Source organism: Mechercharimyces mesophilus, assembly GCF_059818345.1.
The window spans coordinates 1-15,044 of sequence record NZ_JCBAPH010000010.1 but is presented as its reverse complement, the minus strand read 5'-3'; the positions used below and the strand labels follow the sequence as shown (position 1 = coordinate 15,044).

At 46.9% G+C, this 15,044-nt stretch carries 17 protein-coding genes; 14 read left to right on the top strand and 3 right to left on the bottom strand.

The annotated features are described in order from the left end of the window. The 14 genes from AC6RGY_RS16275 to AC6RGY_RS16210 form a co-directional block, all read left to right on the top strand. The coding region (locus AC6RGY_RS16275) for a phage head closure protein (RefSeq protein ID WP_499864830.1) at nt 1-322 on the top strand (322 nt) is incomplete at its 5' end. A gap of 1 nt (nt 323) precedes the next feature. After that, nucleotides 324-698, top strand: coding sequence for an HK97-gp10 family putative phage morphogenesis protein (locus tag AC6RGY_RS16270; protein ID WP_499864832.1), 375 nt, complete (start codon nt 324-326; stop codon nt 696-698). Next, nucleotides 695-1,066, top strand: coding sequence for a tail completion protein gp17 (gene gp17, locus AC6RGY_RS16265; protein ID WP_499864828.1), 372 nt, complete (start codon nt 695-697; stop codon nt 1,064-1,066). The genes AC6RGY_RS16270 and gp17 overlap by 4 nt, the downstream gene beginning before the upstream one ends. 3 nt (nt 1,067-1,069) lie before the next feature. After that, entirely contained in the window at nt 1,070-1,651 is a 582-nt protein-coding gene (locus AC6RGY_RS16260) for a major tail protein (protein WP_499864826.1), read from the top strand. A 52-nt stretch (nt 1,652-1,703) separates the two neighbouring features. Continuing rightward, a complete protein-coding gene (gpG, locus tag AC6RGY_RS16255; protein ID WP_499864824.1) occupies nt 1,704-2,123 on the top strand; it encodes a phage tail assembly chaperone G in 420 nt (139 codons plus the stop codon). A gap of 17 nt (nt 2,124-2,140) precedes the next feature. Continuing rightward, entirely contained in the window at nt 2,141-2,308 is a 168-nt protein-coding gene (locus tag AC6RGY_RS16250) for a hypothetical protein (protein ID WP_499864822.1), read from the top strand. Between the two features lie 7 nt (nt 2,309-2,315). After that, a complete protein-coding gene (locus AC6RGY_RS16245; protein WP_499864820.1) occupies nt 2,316-6,470 on the top strand; it encodes a phage tail tape measure protein in 4,155 nt (1,384 codons plus the stop codon). A 12-nt stretch (nt 6,471-6,482) separates the two neighbouring features. Then, nucleotides 6,483-8,015: a hypothetical protein gene (locus AC6RGY_RS16240; protein ID WP_499864818.1), complete on the top strand. Its 1,533-nt coding sequence runs from the start codon at nt 6,483-6,485 to the stop codon at nt 8,013-8,015. A gap of 26 nt (nt 8,016-8,041) precedes the next feature. Next, nucleotides 8,042-9,859, top strand: a complete 1,818-nt coding sequence (locus AC6RGY_RS16235; RefSeq protein WP_499864816.1) for a phage tail family protein — start codon at nt 8,042-8,044, stop codon at nt 9,857-9,859. 3 nt (nt 9,860-9,862) lie between these two features. Then, entirely contained in the window at nt 9,863-11,143 is a 1,281-nt protein-coding gene (locus AC6RGY_RS16230) for a Gp37-like protein (protein ID WP_499864813.1), read from the top strand. A gap of 11 nt (nt 11,144-11,154) precedes the next feature. Then, entirely contained in the window at nt 11,155-11,436 is a 282-nt protein-coding gene (locus AC6RGY_RS16225) for a hypothetical protein (RefSeq protein WP_499864810.1), read from the top strand. A gap of 12 nt (nt 11,437-11,448) precedes the next feature. Continuing rightward, nucleotides 11,449-11,748, top strand: coding sequence for a hypothetical protein (locus AC6RGY_RS16220; protein WP_499864808.1), 300 nt, complete (start codon nt 11,449-11,451; stop codon nt 11,746-11,748). Nucleotides 11,749-11,754: 6 nt separating this feature from the next. Further along, nucleotides 11,755-12,489: an N-acetylmuramoyl-L-alanine amidase gene (locus AC6RGY_RS16215; protein WP_499864806.1), complete on the top strand. Its 735-nt coding sequence runs from the start codon at nt 11,755-11,757 to the stop codon at nt 12,487-12,489. Between the two features lie 24 nt (nt 12,490-12,513). Continuing rightward, nucleotides 12,514-12,783: a phage holin gene (locus AC6RGY_RS16210; protein ID WP_499864804.1), complete on the top strand. Its 270-nt coding sequence runs from the start codon at nt 12,514-12,516 to the stop codon at nt 12,781-12,783. A gap of 291 nt (nt 12,784-13,074) precedes the next feature. Here the strand turns inward: AC6RGY_RS16210 and AC6RGY_RS16205 are convergent, their stop codons facing one another. The 3 genes from AC6RGY_RS16205 to AC6RGY_RS16195 form a co-directional block, all read right to left on the bottom strand. Continuing rightward, nucleotides 13,075-13,761 carry a hypothetical protein gene (locus AC6RGY_RS16205; RefSeq protein WP_499864802.1) on the bottom strand — a complete coding sequence of 229 codons (687 nt, stop codon included), beginning with the start codon at nt 13,759-13,761 and terminating at the stop codon, nt 13,075-13,077. A gap of 69 nt (nt 13,762-13,830) precedes the next feature. Continuing rightward, a complete protein-coding gene (locus AC6RGY_RS16200; protein ID WP_499864801.1) occupies nt 13,831-14,376 on the bottom strand; it encodes a replication-relaxation family protein in 546 nt (181 codons plus the stop codon). After that, nucleotides 14,336-15,044: hypothetical protein (locus tag AC6RGY_RS16195; protein ID WP_499864799.1), on the bottom strand; the 709-nt coding region annotated here is incomplete at its 5' end. The genes AC6RGY_RS16195 and AC6RGY_RS16200, both read right to left, overlap by 41 nt.

Here is a 15,044-nt window from a genome sequence, read left to right as displayed (position 1 = left end):
CAGCGTACTGAGTGACCGGATCACATTACAGAAGGAAGAAACGATCCGAGATGATCGAGGGAATACCCAAGTAGTATGGGTAGATCTTGATACGGTTTGGGCATCAGTGCAATGGGTGAAAGGGAGGGAGTACTTCGAAGCGGCGGCAATTCAAGCGGAGCGAACCGCACGGGTGACGATCCGGCATCGCGAAGAGACGACTACGGATTTGAGGATCAAATACAAGGATCACGTTTTAGATATCCAGTCGGTGATTGATGACATTCGAGGCCGGAAGCGGTTCATGGAGGTCATGTGCAAGGAGGTTGAGATCAGTGGCTGAGATGAGCGTCAGCGGCATCCAAGAGATGATGGGGAAGCTGGAGGATCTAGGTAGGCGAGGAGCGATGGTCGCAAACAAGGCTCTTCGCGCGGGCGGAGATGTTCTTCAGGAAACGATGACTCGAAATGCGCCTGGCCCATCTCAAAGGCACACCGAGCATCTCATAGATAACATCGTATGCTCCGATGTGAAGGTGAAAAGGGGAATGAAACTCGTGGAAGTGGGGCCTGCAAAGGAATTCTTCTATGGTTTCTTCCTCGAGTTTGGCACGTCCAAGATGTCGCCTAGGCCATTCGTTGGAGTGAGCGCAGATGAAGCGGCTCCGCAAATCATTGATGTCATCGCAATCGAAATCAAGGAAGGGATCGGTCTATGATCGATGTTCAGCCGATCATTTATCAAGCTCTTCGAAATAACGAGGAGCTTTTTTCATTGTTGGACGGACGAATCGATTACCTCAAAAGCTCATCGAGTACCTATCCATATATCACGTTTTTCTTTCTCAATCAGAGCGATACGGATTATGCAGATGACAAAGCGACCACTTATGAGATCCAGCTTCAAATTTCCGTTTGGGTGAGAGAGTCGAATATGGGAGATGAAATGCCGATTGCGATGGAAGTGGACAAGGTGATGGCGGGGTTAAGCTTTGAACGCACACTCGCCATGGATTTGTATGAGGAGGAGACGAAAGTGCTCCAGAAGGTCTTGCGATACCGAGGGAAAATCTTGAAGGAGGAATGATGGATGGCGACACAAACGCAGTCTGGTCAAGTAGGATTGAAGGATTTATATGTTGCACATCTCACGAAAGATGATGCAACAGGAGTCGAATATGAGCCGCCGTACAAAATCGCAACAGCGGTGAATGCGAAGATTGCCCCGAATGTGGAGACGGCAACAGATTTTGGCGATGATGGTCCCGTAGAAACAGCGTCGGCATTTGGTGAAATCGGTGTGGAAATCGAGGTCAACTCACTCACATTGGATATGTACCAGAAGCTTATGGGTCACACGTATACCAACGGGATGTTGGTGAAGAACGCCGATGACATCTCTCCCTATGTCGCCTTTGGGTACCGGTCGGCCAAGGCGGACGGCAAAGAGGTATTTGTCTGGATGTATAAAGGGCGGTTTGAAGTGGCTGAGATGGAGCACAAAACGAAAGAGGGCGGAGTGGAGTTCCAGCATCCGAAGCTGAAAGCAACATTTGTGAAGCGAAACTACGACAACAACTGGATGATTTCCGGGGATTCGTCCGATGATGACTTCAAACTGAAAGACATGTGGTTCACTCAAGTCATCGAACCGGATACGGCAGTAGCCTAATTTATAGGGAGGGAGCGACCTCCCTTTACATACCCCAAAGGAGGCAAGGTAGATGTTGAAAATTGAGCTGAGATTGGATGGAGAGCGAAAAACGTATTCCACGGATTTTATTAGCGGACGGATGTTTCGTCGAGCGGTGGATTTGGTGGATAAGCAACAAAGATTTTTAAAGAACCTTAGTAACGTTGAAAAGTTGACGGAGAAAATCGCTGAAAGTTCGAAAGAAGCCGATATTTTTGATAAATATCATAGACGGATAGATGAGGATCAGCAGGAGCTCCTGAATGAACTATTTTTAGTGATCTCCGAGGTGTTTGACAAGAAGTTTACCCCAGAGGAATACGAGAGCGGTTCAGACGCACGTCAGGTGATTGATCAGTCGTGGGCTATTGTCTATGGAATCATGAATCAGGTGTTCAGTCCCTTGGAAGACACAGAGTCAGACGGTGATAAAAAAAAGACATCAGTCTAAGGGATGCCGTCAAGGATATGTACCTTCACCTGATGGATGCAGGGTACAAAATGCATGAGATCGACAGTATGGATATCGCCTATTTTATGGAGATACGCGCACATAAACGTAAGGAAGAGTCGGGCGAGAAACCCTTGTACATCGATGAAATAGGAATCTTAGGCTTAGGGGCGAAGGCGAGGTGAAGAAGTAGTGGACCAAACAATAGCAAACATTCACGCCGACATATCGCTGGACTACCGGAAGTTTCAGCAGGGGGTCTCCGCGGTCAACCGGAACATGCGCGTACTCAAGTCAGAGTTTGACGCAGGATCGGCGAAAGCGAAAGCGTTTGGTGGGGAGCAAGAACAGCTTGAATTCAAGTCGAAATCCCTCGCCAAGCAGATTTCTGTGCAGAGGCAGAAGGTAGAGCTATTAGCACGGGCGCATGAGAAGTACTCCCGCGAAGTAGGGAGGGACAAAAGACAAACGCAACAACTAGAAGTCCAGCTCAATAAGGCAAGAGCAGCTCTTTCGCGAATGGAAGGAAGTCTAAAGAGCATAAATCGTGACCTTGCTCAGCAGACCTCGCGGTTATCTCGACTAAAGAAAGGCTGGTCTTCTGTAAGAAGCCATTCCCTTGAAGCGGGGGCGGCCATGGCTGGGATGTCTGCGGGTATAGCAGTTGCTCTTGGCTCGGCAGTGAAGAAAGCGGCGGACTTCGAAGCCCAGCTATCAGGGATTAAAGCCGTTACGGGCGCATCAGTCGAAGAGATGGAGCAGTTTCGTCAGTTAGCACTCGATATGGGAGCAAAGACGAAGTACAGCGCTAGTGAAGCGGCATTTGCTATTGAAGAGATGGCGAAAGCGGGGATATCGACGGCGGACATCCTTGGTGGCGGTCTAGCGGGAGCATTGAATCTAGCGGCGGCTGGTGAATTGGAGTTAGCAGAAGCGGCAGAGATCGCCTCGACGGCACTCAATTCCTTTAAAGATGATCAGTTGTCTGTATCGCAGGCGGCAGATGTACTAGCAGGTGCGGCGAACGCATCGGCAACGAGTGTGAGCGAAATGAATCAAGGGTTGAGCCAAGTGGCCGCAGTTGCATCTGGTGCAGGATTGTCATTCAAAGATACCTCCACTGCCTTGGCGGTGTTTGCTCAGAACGGTCTCAAAGGCTCGGATGCAGGTACCTCGCTCAAAACGATGCTTCTCAACTTGACTCCAAGCTCGAAAGCAGCAAAAGAGCAAATGAAAGAGCTCGGGATTATCACAGAAGAGGGGAAAAACATATTCTTTGATGCGAATGGCGAAGTGAAGGACTTTGCCGATATTTCCGAGATTTTGAGAGAAAAACTTGCGGACCTCTCCAGCGAGCAACGAAATGCCGCACTGAAAACGATGTTTGGCACAGATGCGATTCGTGCTGCAAACATCGCCTACGAAGAAGGCGCAGAGGGCATTGAGAAGATGAATAAAGAGATGTCCAAGACAACGGCTGCAGAAGTAGCAGAAGAACGAATGGACAATCTCAGAGGAACATTAGAAGAACTCAACAGTGTGTTTGAAACAGCGCAGATCGAGATGGGGAGCGCTTTTCTGCCCGTGCTCAAAGAACTTGCTGAAGGGCTTAAAGGCCTGGTCCAGTGGTTCTCCGACCTGAATCCTAGTACTAAGGAGTCCATTGCTATCTTTGCGGCGGCCACTGCTGGATTCTTAGCACTCAGTGCAGCCATCGCAGGTATTATCGCCGTAGCCAACCCACTGACAGCTTCGCTTGCTGGTGCCTCTGTTGTCTTTGGTGGTCTAGTAGCTGCGAACCAAGAGGTCTCGAAGGAGATGGAGAAAACAGAGGCCCATGCAAGGCGGTTCGGGAAAGGGGTTTCCGAGGAGACAGCGAAAGCAGCGAAAGGATACATGGATCTTCGAGATACAGCTTTGGTGAATTTGAATAAACTTCGTGTTGCATCGGGAGAAGAAGCACAGAAGATAGTAGATGAGACCGCGATGATTTTTGCACAAATGGGGGATAAGGTGACGGCTGCTCTTAATGAGGACAAAATCAATATCCAAATGGCGACTGCAGAATTACTCGGCACCGTCCCTGATGAGATCAAACCAGTAGTAGAAAAAATAGGGGAAACAGTGGAAAAGTCTATTGATCAAATGGCTAGGGAAGTGCAAGAAGCCAATGAAGTGATTCGTGTAGGCCTAGTGGAATTTGGAGGGGATATTAGCAAGATGTCCTCAGAGTTTGCTAAGTCGTATCAAGAGGCACTGATAACCATGGATGAAAGCGGGCAAGTCTTTGTACAAAAAGTCGAAGACTTGTATGGATTCATGGAAAAAATTCAATCGGAACATGGGAAGGTCAATGCCGAAGGAGCTCAGCAATGGGCTGAGGATATAGAATCATCTTATAAGCACGCTGTCAAAGCTGCGGAGAGTTGGGCAGAAGAGAAAAGAAAAATTGTTGAGAATGCCTATGCCAGTGGACAAATAGAAGACCCAGAGATGTATAGAACAGCTTTAGAAATCATTGATCAAGTTGAACAGGATAAAAAGGATTCTGCTTTGCAAGCGAGAGCAGAAACCCTTGAAGCATTAGAAGATAGTCTTTCAGAAGAAGCCCATATGTATGATTTGCACGGGCAGGAGATGGCGGAGAAGAATGAGAACAACTTCCTCGGACACAGCGAGAGCGAAGAACAGTTGCGGGAACGCACGAAGAAAGCGAACGAAGAGTACATCCAGTCAATTCAGGATCAGGCTGAAGAGACGGCAGAAGAAGTAGAAAAAGGCTGGAATACAGTCAAAAAGAAATATGGCGAAATGGGAACTAAGTCTATGGAAGCTTTGACGGTGAGTCTTTCAAAAGGCGGAGACAAAGCTAGACTTATAGCAGATTCATTGGCAGTTGACACGGAAGAAGGGATGCGAATTGATCTAGGGCCCGCTGGAGAGGTCTCGATTCATTCCTTTCTCGAGGGTTTAGAAACCGGACAGTATGACTCCCGGGACATTGCAGTAGCTCATATGAGTCAGCTCAGGACGATCTATGGAGAAGGCGACTTTACAGCCGAAGGGATACAAGCGATCGAGTCATTTACACAAGGATTACAGGGGCAGGATATCTCCAGCATCGCGAAGCAAATCGGGCTGGATCTCGAATCAGAGATGGAGATCAACTTGGGACCATATGGAAAAGTTACTGCAGAAAACTTCGCGCTCGGATTGAAAAACGGAACCTATAGTTTTGATGCGGTTTACGCCTACTTCCGTAGTCAGCTCCAGCTCGGAATGACCTTCGATCTTTCGAATGAAGGGAAACAAAATATCAAGACACTGCGTCTAGGGATGCAGTCGAAAGCGATTGACCTGAGAGAAGCTTCTCGTCTCCTTGGACTCGACATCGAAAGCGGGGTTCAAGTTGATCTCGGATCGAAAGGGAAGCATTCGGTTACTACTTTGTTGCAAGGGCTACAGAGCGGAACAATTGATCTACAGACATTCATGAATGGGGTTGAAAAGCTACTCCAAGATGGTGCTGCAGTCGATCTCACGAAACAAGGTCAACAGACAGGAAGCTCTATGGCTGGAGGGCTTTCAGCAAGCGAACAACAGATTCTGAGAGAAGCCGACGAGATGAGGCGAGCGGTAGAAATCAACCTCGGAAGAACGACTGACGGCGGAGGAGGTAAACGAGCGGGTGGTCAACTTTCATCCGGGATAAACAGTCGAAATCCGCTTGTTCGAAAAGCAGCATATGGCATTTCTAGTACAGCTTCTAGCGCATTGGGCAGTACAACCGATGGTGGGGGCGGTAAACGAGCGAGTGGGCAATTTGCATCAGGGATTGCAAGTGGACAGGGGAGAGCAGGGGGTGCTGCCCGCTCAGTTTCAGGATCGGCAAGGTCTAACCTACATGTAAATGGAGTTCGAAGCTTGGGAGCCAACGTCGCAAGTGGTTTTGCATCAGGAATTCTTGGTGGTAGATATGGAGTAATTCAAGCAGCTGCAAGTATAGCTCGGTCAGCTTGGAGTGCCATCAAGAATACGATGGGCATTCGATCGCCTTCGAGAAAAACGATGGAGTTGGGGATGTACACGGCCATAGGGTATGAAAAGGGTATGGAACGCAAGCTCACTGATGTGTCGAGGATGGGTGCGAAGTTGGCAAAAGCGTCTATACCTCAGGCGAAGGAATCATCAGTAGCTGGGTTGCAATTAGTTCAACCTGGTGGTAGCGCGGGACGTACAACAAACATCACGCGGAACTACCATATCCACATTCACGGTGGAGGGGATCATGATATTGGAGACCAAGTCGTTGAATCAATTCGTCGAATGGAATCACTTCATGGATGAGGAGGGTAGTTCATGGCTATAGTGAAGCGAATAGGATTTCAAAACGTTCTACAGTACCCATCTTTAAATACAGATACCAATGAAGATGGTGTGGTGGACGGATGGATACGAAACGATAGTTCATATGGTACGGAAGACTATTTCCTCGACGAGACTGAGGGTGCTCAGATGATCGCAATTTCATCTGCATCCGCAAGGTCACTATGTTCAATAGATCAATCCCTTGATGTGCCCGAACAACTCACATTCAGCTTATTTATTGAGGGAAAGGTCCAAGTTAACTCAGGGGATTTTAGAGGTCGAATCTATGTCGCTTGGCACGATGAAGAGGGCACTATGATCTCCTATACAACACCTGTTGAGTTCAAGCAAGAGTCCTTCGATCGTGTTTTCGCAGAAAACCTAGTATCTCCAACAGGGACAAAGACGGCCAGAGTGATCCTGGAAGCAGAAGCGCCTGATACAAACAGCTCTGGAGCGGTATGGTTTCGAAAAGTCCAACTGGAATTGGGCGAAGAATCATCTGAATTCGATGAAGCAGATTTCTTTGTCATCGATGCTGAGGCGACGGAGTGGTATCAAGGTCTTACCGATTTGGTGACAGGGGATATGGGCTATATGTCCACTCCAGTGGCAGGTGGGATATCAAGTGAGATAGAGATGTCTTTGTCCTTTACGGTTCCGGCGAATGCGAAGAATGTCACCTTGAGCTTTCAAGCCGATACGTCCAATGCGGATGAGAGTGATTTTCTGCATGTCAGTCTCAATGGTGACTTATTACTCTCCCTGGAAGGGGGACAACCCGAAGAGACCTATACTTTTGTTGAATCCGATTACCGAGCGATAACGAGGGGTGCACAAATCGTTCGGTTTACTCATGAACGGACGGAGTCTACCAATGGAGAGAGCGTATGGTTTGACGAATTCAAGGTCACATGGGAAGAGGAAGAAGATCCTCTGCCGACTGAATTGCCGAATGCGGATGTCGTGAAATACCTTGACTTTGAAGAGGATAGTTCTGACTCATTTTTTAACGTATCCGATGTTGCTGAAGGTGAGGTGTACGGTTTTGAGCGAACAGCGCGGCAAAGCAAGTCTGGTTACTACTCCTATGGGGTACAGTTTGATGCGGATCATGGCGGGGCATCTACTATCCAATTTTCGATTCCGATTACTGCAATTAACCCCATGCTGCGATTTTGGGTGTTCTTTGATGAGGAGAAGGAAGTCACATTCACCTTGAACGGGGCGAGGGTATGGGAGAGCAAAGAAGCGAAGTCGAGAGAATGGGAAGAAGTTGAAATACGCTTAACAGCTGGGGAAGAGTACAAGCTGGTTTTATACTATGACAATGACGATCGCGAGGCCGGGGTGGTAGATTCACTTTATATCGATGATTTTATCGTGTATTACAACATTCCACGAAAGCCAACGATGGTTATTGCCACGGCTCCAAGGAGCGAAATCAATATGATTGAGCGGACGGTTACTTACTCACTCGATTTCGAGAGTGCGGATATCAACTCTTTTTTTAGTGTTCAGTAAACATGTAGTACTGGAGGTGGTGATAAATGGCGACTAGCGGAACATTCTATCAGTACGTCGAGCGACAGGATTGGGGCGGTGGATTTCGGTTGCGGTTGGTGTGGAGTGCGTCTCAAAATGCATCCAATAATACGAGTACCATCAATGCAAAGCTATACTGGGAGAGCATGCATTCGAGCTACTACATTAATTCAGGTGCGACGAAAACGTGTAAGATTGGGATCGATGGCTATGCGGATTACCACAGTAAAGCGGGTATGGCAGATATAGATGGGAATGAAACGAAGAAGATCAATGAATGGACAAAAACGATCTCCCATAACGCCAATGGAACCAAGACCTTCGTTTTTGACTGTTACTTTGATTTGAACGGCGTCAAAATCACCAGAACTCGATATTACAAAATCCGCATTCAAAAGTCTGTTACCTTGGATGCGATTGATGTCCCAGAGCCAGAACCTGATACACCACCAGAACCATCAGAGCCAGTATACCCGAATAATCCAAGTGCTGGATGGTACCGATCTGCATTGGTGGCAAACCGTGATGGAGCGTATGGAGATAAACCATCATCCAGCGGGTACATGTATCGGTCGAATAATGGGAGAACAAGGAATTATGAAAGTGCAGCGGGCTCGATTACCTTCACCGTCCCTCAAAATGTTAAAGGCGCAAGCGTGACTTGGTGGAATCTCGCGGAGTCTGAACGGGGAACACAACTGGATTCAAGATCAGGATACTATCCGCTTTATGAGGAGTATCGTATCTGGGTTAATGGTGAGCTATGGAAAAGGTTCCAATGGTGCTTTACCAACAATGACAGGTCGGTATATACGAGCGGAGAATGGGGATGTCCCTGGGGAATTTGGTGGAAGGAGTCTCTGAATCTCACTCCTGGACAACGTTATGAGATGAAATTTGAATTCAAGCGAGACTATGGGGACTCTAGTCCCGTTCATGGTCGAAACCTCATGGCAGTGGATGATTTCAATGTCATTTGGACAGAACAGTCCGGTGAAATCATCACCCATCCACCTAAACCTCTTATATATCTTGATGGACGTGATGGTTACCGTGATGTGGTTCCCCATTCAGGTTCAGATGCCCCGCCGATTGAATTCGCCGAATACGAAACCAATTCCCAACAGGGATCGGTATATCAGTTTACGAATGTGAAGCCCAGGGATGTCATTCGGACGGTTTCTGTACAAGGGTTCAGCGAGGAAGATTTGAGAGAGAAAGTGAGAAAGCTGACTTCCACCCTTGTCAACAAACCACTTACTCTTCTATGTCTGTATCCTGAAGGTGAACAGCGACAGCTCGTATGCAGATACATGAATGGCTTGGAAGGGGAACAGACCCGAAGCCGATATGGTTTTCAAAAGAAGGTATCCTTAAAATTCCGAGCCTTCGACCCAATGTGGTATGGGGATCGGATGAAATTTGATGAGAGCTCTACACAATTTCAGTTAGGGAATCACACCTGGATGAGGGTGGACAATACGGGAGATGCAGAAGTATGGCCGATCCTCAAAGCCCATGGTCCAGCGGTTAATCCATCCGTCATGACGACGGATACGGGACCCAGCAATGCTCCGATTAAAAAACTAAAACTGAACTATGCCCTTGAACCCGGTCGCTACATCCTTTTTGATATGCGACCAGGGAAAAAGCTCATTATGTTAGATGACGGCACAAACCTATACGAATACTTGGATGATACCTACAATGAATTTTTTTCCATCCCTCAAGGGAGTTGGGGTGTTGATTTGGATGTTGATAGCGGATCAGATACGGATTCTAAATTGGAGATTGAATATCGGCTACCTTACTGGGGGGTGTGAGTATTGGAATCGCTGAAATCAGACTGGCGTATACGGGTGAGGAACAAGGATTTTCGTTTTGTCGGGGAGATAGGCGAATGGATATCACTTCAAGTTGAAATGAAGTACAATGATGTCTCGAAATGGACATTGAAGCTGGACGCGAATTCTGACGGTGCCCAGCTTTTTTATATTCTTTTGGATGATCCAGACAATGGCGGGATCGGCGGAGTCTACATCGAGCGTAATGGGTATTTACTTTTATCAGGACCCTACTTGGACGCGGAAGAAGAGACATCAGTGGCAGGTGAATTCCTCACCCTTACCGGGGCATGTGATATGATCTGGATTCAAAATTCCCTTGCCTTGCCTCATCCTAAGTACATGGCGAGCCCTAAGATGAGCTCTTCTCTCTATCCTGGTAGCACAACCAATTACCATACGGATCAATATCCAAATGAAGGGGATAGCTCAGATCGTTACGCCTCCAATCATGTTCACTCCTTTGTCGTGGACAACATTGGTCAGACACAAGAATTGTCGTCTCGGCGACTAGACTTCCTCAACTGCGTCGACAACAACAATGGATATCTGATACCGAATGAAGAGAAGTCACGAGCTCGTGGAGAGCCGATGTTGCAACTCGTACAGGGGATAGCTGAATATAGCGAATACAGAGGGCATCCGCTCCAAATCCTCTGTCGGCAGTACTACGGCACTAGTGGGTGGGAAGTCCGTTTCGAAACGATGGAACCTCAGCTGGTAGGAAACGCTGTGATGAGTAGAAGCTTAGGGACCATCATTAGCTCAACCTATCGACGAGATCGTCCTCAAGCGAATCAACTTCTGCTCGCGGGATCGGGTGAAGGGGTGGAGCGCGTCTTCTCTCGGATCAATGACAACACCTCGATCAGTTTATATGGGCGAATCGAATCCTTCGAGGAGTACACTGGAGAAAAAAATGAAGAAAACACGTCATCCGAGGTTGCAAACCTTCTCAAGTATGGACGCGAGAAGATGGCTGAGCTCGCAGAGAAAAACTCTGTACAGTTTGAATTTCAAGAGACTCAAGCAGTTCAATACGGACGAGACTTCCAACTAGGGGATAAGGTGAGAATCATCCTGAAGCGCCAAGAAACAACAGACATCGTGAGATCGGTGTCTTTTTCTGTATCAGGGAAGCAAGAAAAGATTCAAATCACAGTCGGAAAGCCGGGAGCAATTCAGGGGCTGAGGTTGTTTGATGAGATTCGCAATCTGCGTCATCGCTACAACGGATTAACCAAACGGACATTAGGCGAATAGGAGGGGATGGAATGGAAACGCCCAAATACCTCATCTACATGAAAGATGAGCCCGAAACGTATGTAGAACTAGACCCTCAAGACGGAGGGAACTTCGAGTCTCATGAGGTGGTGATGATCAAAGAAAAGGAGGTGACAGAAACCGATGAGGATACCGGAGAAAATAGCATTCGTACGTTGTACAGGTTGTACTTGAAGAAGTTTGAAGACCTTGGGATCGAGGCAGAAACCAAAGAGGAAGCGACAAAAAAGGCTTGTAATAAGCTAATGAGTGTCTGGTCCGAGGAAGAGTAGGGAGGAGACGACTTGAATGAAGCAGGTGTGACAATCTCTCTAAAGGAGATGTTCGATCTGATACAAGAGATGGCGAAGGGACAACAACGGATCGAGCACAGGTTGGAGAGCCTTGAAGGAAGTTGGGATCGAGCGAGGGAGACAGAAGAAGAGAGCAAGGAGGCCTTGAGAATTGCCAAAGAAGCCCTCAAGGTAGCGGAAGACACAAAAAAGATTGTGAAGACCATGTTTATAGCGCCTATTGTCGTTGGAGTAATCGGCGGCATCATAAGCGCTATTTTTCATTTCGCTAATATTGGAATAGGAGGCTGATTTAGTATGGCGCATGCGTACATTGCATTGGACGACGGGCACGGAATGAGTACACCGGGGAAACGAACACCGTATATTGCCAGTTTGAAGCGCTCGATCAAGGAAAATGAATTCAATCGGGCGGTGGTCTATTACCTGGACAAGGAACTTAGAAATAATGGATTTAAAACCCTATTGGTTGCTCCAGGAGATAAGGACTGGAGCTTGAAGTCCCGTACGGATAACGCAAATAAGGCAAAAGTAGATCTATACATTGCGCAACACTACAACGCCTTCGATGCTAGTTTTAAGGGGAAGAATCCCTCGGGCGTTGAATTGCACGTTCATCCAGTGATTCCGAAGGAAACAATGGAAGTCGCCAAATGCATCTATTCAGAAATCGTAAAGGGTACAAAACAAAATGGCCGTGGAATTAAAAAGTCCAACTTCCATGTCCTACGAGAAACGGATATGAGCGCGGTGTTGATCGAAGCTGGGTTCATGGATAACGAACGAGAAGCGTTGCTTATGATTGATAAGGATTTCCAAAAAGAAACAGCAGCAGATATTTGCCGTGGAGTATGCAAGTTTTACGGGGTCAAGTACAAAGCTGGAGCGAATATCCCGAAACCGGAGCCGAAGGAAGATACGTTGTACGCCATTCAAGCGGGAGCGTTCTCCAGCCGAAAGAATGCACAAGAATATCTTGAGAAGTTGAAGAAACTTGGAGTCAATGCCTTTGTGTTCACGAAAAAAGGCTGATCAAAACAAAAGGAGATGAGAGATATGGGAATTAATTGGGGAGTACGGTTTAAAAACAAGAAGTGGGTAATGGGGTTTGTAGCTCAGTTCCTTTTGATCGGACAATTGATTGTGAGTGGATTAGCAGATGCAGGAGCGATTGAATTCCAATGGAGCTCACACATCAATGAGGTGGTATTGGGGGTTGTCGATGCGATTCTAGTGGCACTTGCGATGTTGGGCGTAGTGCAAGATCCAACGACCAAGGGGTATAAGGATAGCGACAGAGCGAAGACCTATACTTCACCAAAATAGATGACTCACTTAGAAGGAACTGAAACCATTAATCACGAATAGAGCATTATAGAGATACGGAGACCAAACATCAAAAAGACCGGACATGGCCGCGCTTTTCCCAGCGTACCCTCTGTCCGGTCTTTTTTTATTTCTTAAGGATCTCCTCTACCCTTCGCTCAGATTCTTTTAGAGTGTGATTTGCTTTACTGGACTTCGATAGCTCCTTGACGTACTCCTCGAGAGTGATTTCACCATCATAATACTTCTGAATCAAAGATTTTTCCATGTTCAGCCCCCGTTCTCTCATGATTATTTCCCCTTGAATGAATAGGAGGTTATGCTTCCTCTATTCCAACTAAAATCAATTGTTAGATCGTCGAAGTCTATTTGTCTTTCAAACGAAGCTTCGTTGTTCTGAATAGCCTCATTTAAATCAATGATAAGGTTGGATATTTCCAAACGTGATCTTATGTCTAGAGCATCGCAAACTGTTACAAAAGTTACGATCTCAAGCTCCCCACCTACATAAGAAATTTGCCTTAGTGAATTATCTTTTATGTTAAGTCCCATATTAAACGTTCTAATATCACGTATAGGCTGATCAGTCATTATTTCTTCATCTGTTGCTTGTTCTACTTCGTCAGGACTAGGGGCTTCACTTAGGATACTAATGAAGTTGACTCCTCGCTCGGGGTTCTCTCTGACCTCGAGCTGTTTAGAATCGGGTATAGAAATAGGGTCACTTTCAAACTCTTCCTTTGTAAATATTGCAGCATACTCATACCCCTGAACGAATTCATCAACGTTGAGTGGCAGTCTTATATATGGAGCCTCGGAAACTTTATCAACTCCAGTTTCAATAACTTTTTCCTCACCAGACCCTCCTGATTCAAATCCTAAGAAAAGGTTGAACAGAAAGAATAGCCCTCCGATGAAGAGGAGGAGAAGCAAACAACCCCCTCCAGCTATTAGCCCGATTAATGTCCCTTTTTTCATATTTCTTTCCTCCTTTTTCAATTTAGGTTATGAACTCATTCTATAACCAATATTGGACAAATTCAAATATCATTTGATGTCTGCTTGTGTCAACACTACATGATCGAATGTCTCCAATAACTTACCTAGCTCCTTCTGCCTGAAAGGAGTCACCGTCACAAACATCAAAGAAGGAAACTTCTCCTTCATGGCCGTCTTGAGTCGTTTGTATTCCTCGATCTTGTGACGGTTCTCAGCCATACTCTGTGTGATGTCTACCTCGAGGAAGTATTTCTTCCCGTCTCTGAGTGCAAAATATGCGTCTGGCCGGATGATATCACTACCTATTTTTAATTCAGGTTCAGCCTTCCACTGAACGGGGCGAAACTTTATATACACATCATTTCTCGATAGGAAGTGATGGACGGCCAGCGTCTTTTTACGGACCACCTTGGAGTCCACTTCCTGACGACCCTTCTTCCCCAGATAGAACACCTTCATCCTGTCTGCTCTGAATGACCTCAAATACCCCTCATCTTCCATCTTCTTGAGCGTGATTTCAGCGTTTCGTTTCCCTTTCAAGTCACACAGTTGCCTAATCTGTCGGATCGTCAAATAGTCCAAAGTCCTCAACATCTTCAATATCTCCGTCCACCTCAACAGTGTCTGTGTATTCATTTATCTCTCCCCTTTCCACGTGGCTGAGAAGTCGTTCGGATTCTTCATCCGAGAGGAAGAATGTCTGGATCCGCTCTTTCTTGGATTGCCGGAAAAGAGCTCTACCTGGAATGTCCTCAAGATAGGCGAGATCGGTACTGTCGATGATGATTCTGCTTTGAACTTCATCGCTGGTACGGAAGCCAATCTTTGTTGCGACGTTCGTCTTGATAATCCCATCGAGGACTTTGGCATCAGGACGTTGCGTGCAAAGCACAAGAGTGACCGCAGCTGCCCGACCTTTTGCGCTGATCTGAGCGAGAGCTGATTTGACCTGAACTTTGACATTCTTCACCTCCTTGGATTCTCCCGGCTGAAAGAGGAGATCAACCATCTCATCCATAATGAAAACGACCCGTTGACCTTTCCACTCCTTGGATCCATTCGATCGCATCACTTCGAGTCGTCGATTCATCTCTTTTTCGATGTCTCGGAGCATGGCATTGAGCCCAGGAAGCGACATTGCAAATCCCTCGCAATGCTTGAGTGTAGAGAAAGGGGAGAGCTCTACACCCCCTTTCAGGTCGCAGAGATAGAGGGCCGGATCCTTATTGAGTGAAAGAGATGTGATCAGTGAGCGAACCATG

Bases quoted from the DNA above. Each gene is read 5' to 3' on its own strand.
- gpG (WP_499864824.1), top strand. From the start codon at position 1,704: ATGTTGAAAATTGAGCTGAGATTGGATGGAGAGCGAAAAACGTATTCC.
- AC6RGY_RS16240 (WP_499864818.1), top strand. From the start codon at position 6,483: ATGGCTATAGTGAAGCGAATAGGATTTCAAAACGTTCTACAGTACCCA.
- AC6RGY_RS16235 (WP_499864816.1), top strand. From the start codon at position 8,042: ATGGCGACTAGCGGAACATTCTATCAGTACGTCGAGCGACAGGATTGG.
- AC6RGY_RS16200 (WP_499864801.1), bottom strand. From the start codon at position 14,376: ATGTTGAGGACTTTGGACTATTTGACGATCCGACAGATTAGGCAACTG.
- AC6RGY_RS16210 (WP_499864804.1), top strand. From the start codon at position 12,514: ATGGGAATTAATTGGGGAGTACGGTTTAAAAACAAGAAGTGGGTAATG.
- gp17 (WP_499864828.1), top strand. From the start codon at position 695: ATGATCGATGTTCAGCCGATCATTTATCAAGCTCTTCGAAATAACGAG.
- AC6RGY_RS16215 (WP_499864806.1), top strand. From the start codon at position 11,755: ATGGCGCATGCGTACATTGCATTGGACGACGGGCACGGAATGAGTACA.
- AC6RGY_RS16270 (WP_499864832.1), top strand. From the start codon at position 324: ATGAGCGTCAGCGGCATCCAAGAGATGATGGGGAAGCTGGAGGATCTA.
- AC6RGY_RS16205 (WP_499864802.1), bottom strand. From the start codon at position 13,761: ATGAAAAAAGGGACATTAATCGGGCTAATAGCTGGAGGGGGTTGTTTG.
- AC6RGY_RS16225 (WP_499864810.1), top strand. From the start codon at position 11,155: ATGGAAACGCCCAAATACCTCATCTACATGAAAGATGAGCCCGAAACG.
- AC6RGY_RS16250 (WP_499864822.1), top strand. From the start codon at position 2,141: ATGTACCTTCACCTGATGGATGCAGGGTACAAAATGCATGAGATCGAC.
- AC6RGY_RS16260 (WP_499864826.1), top strand. From the start codon at position 1,070: ATGGCGACACAAACGCAGTCTGGTCAAGTAGGATTGAAGGATTTATAT.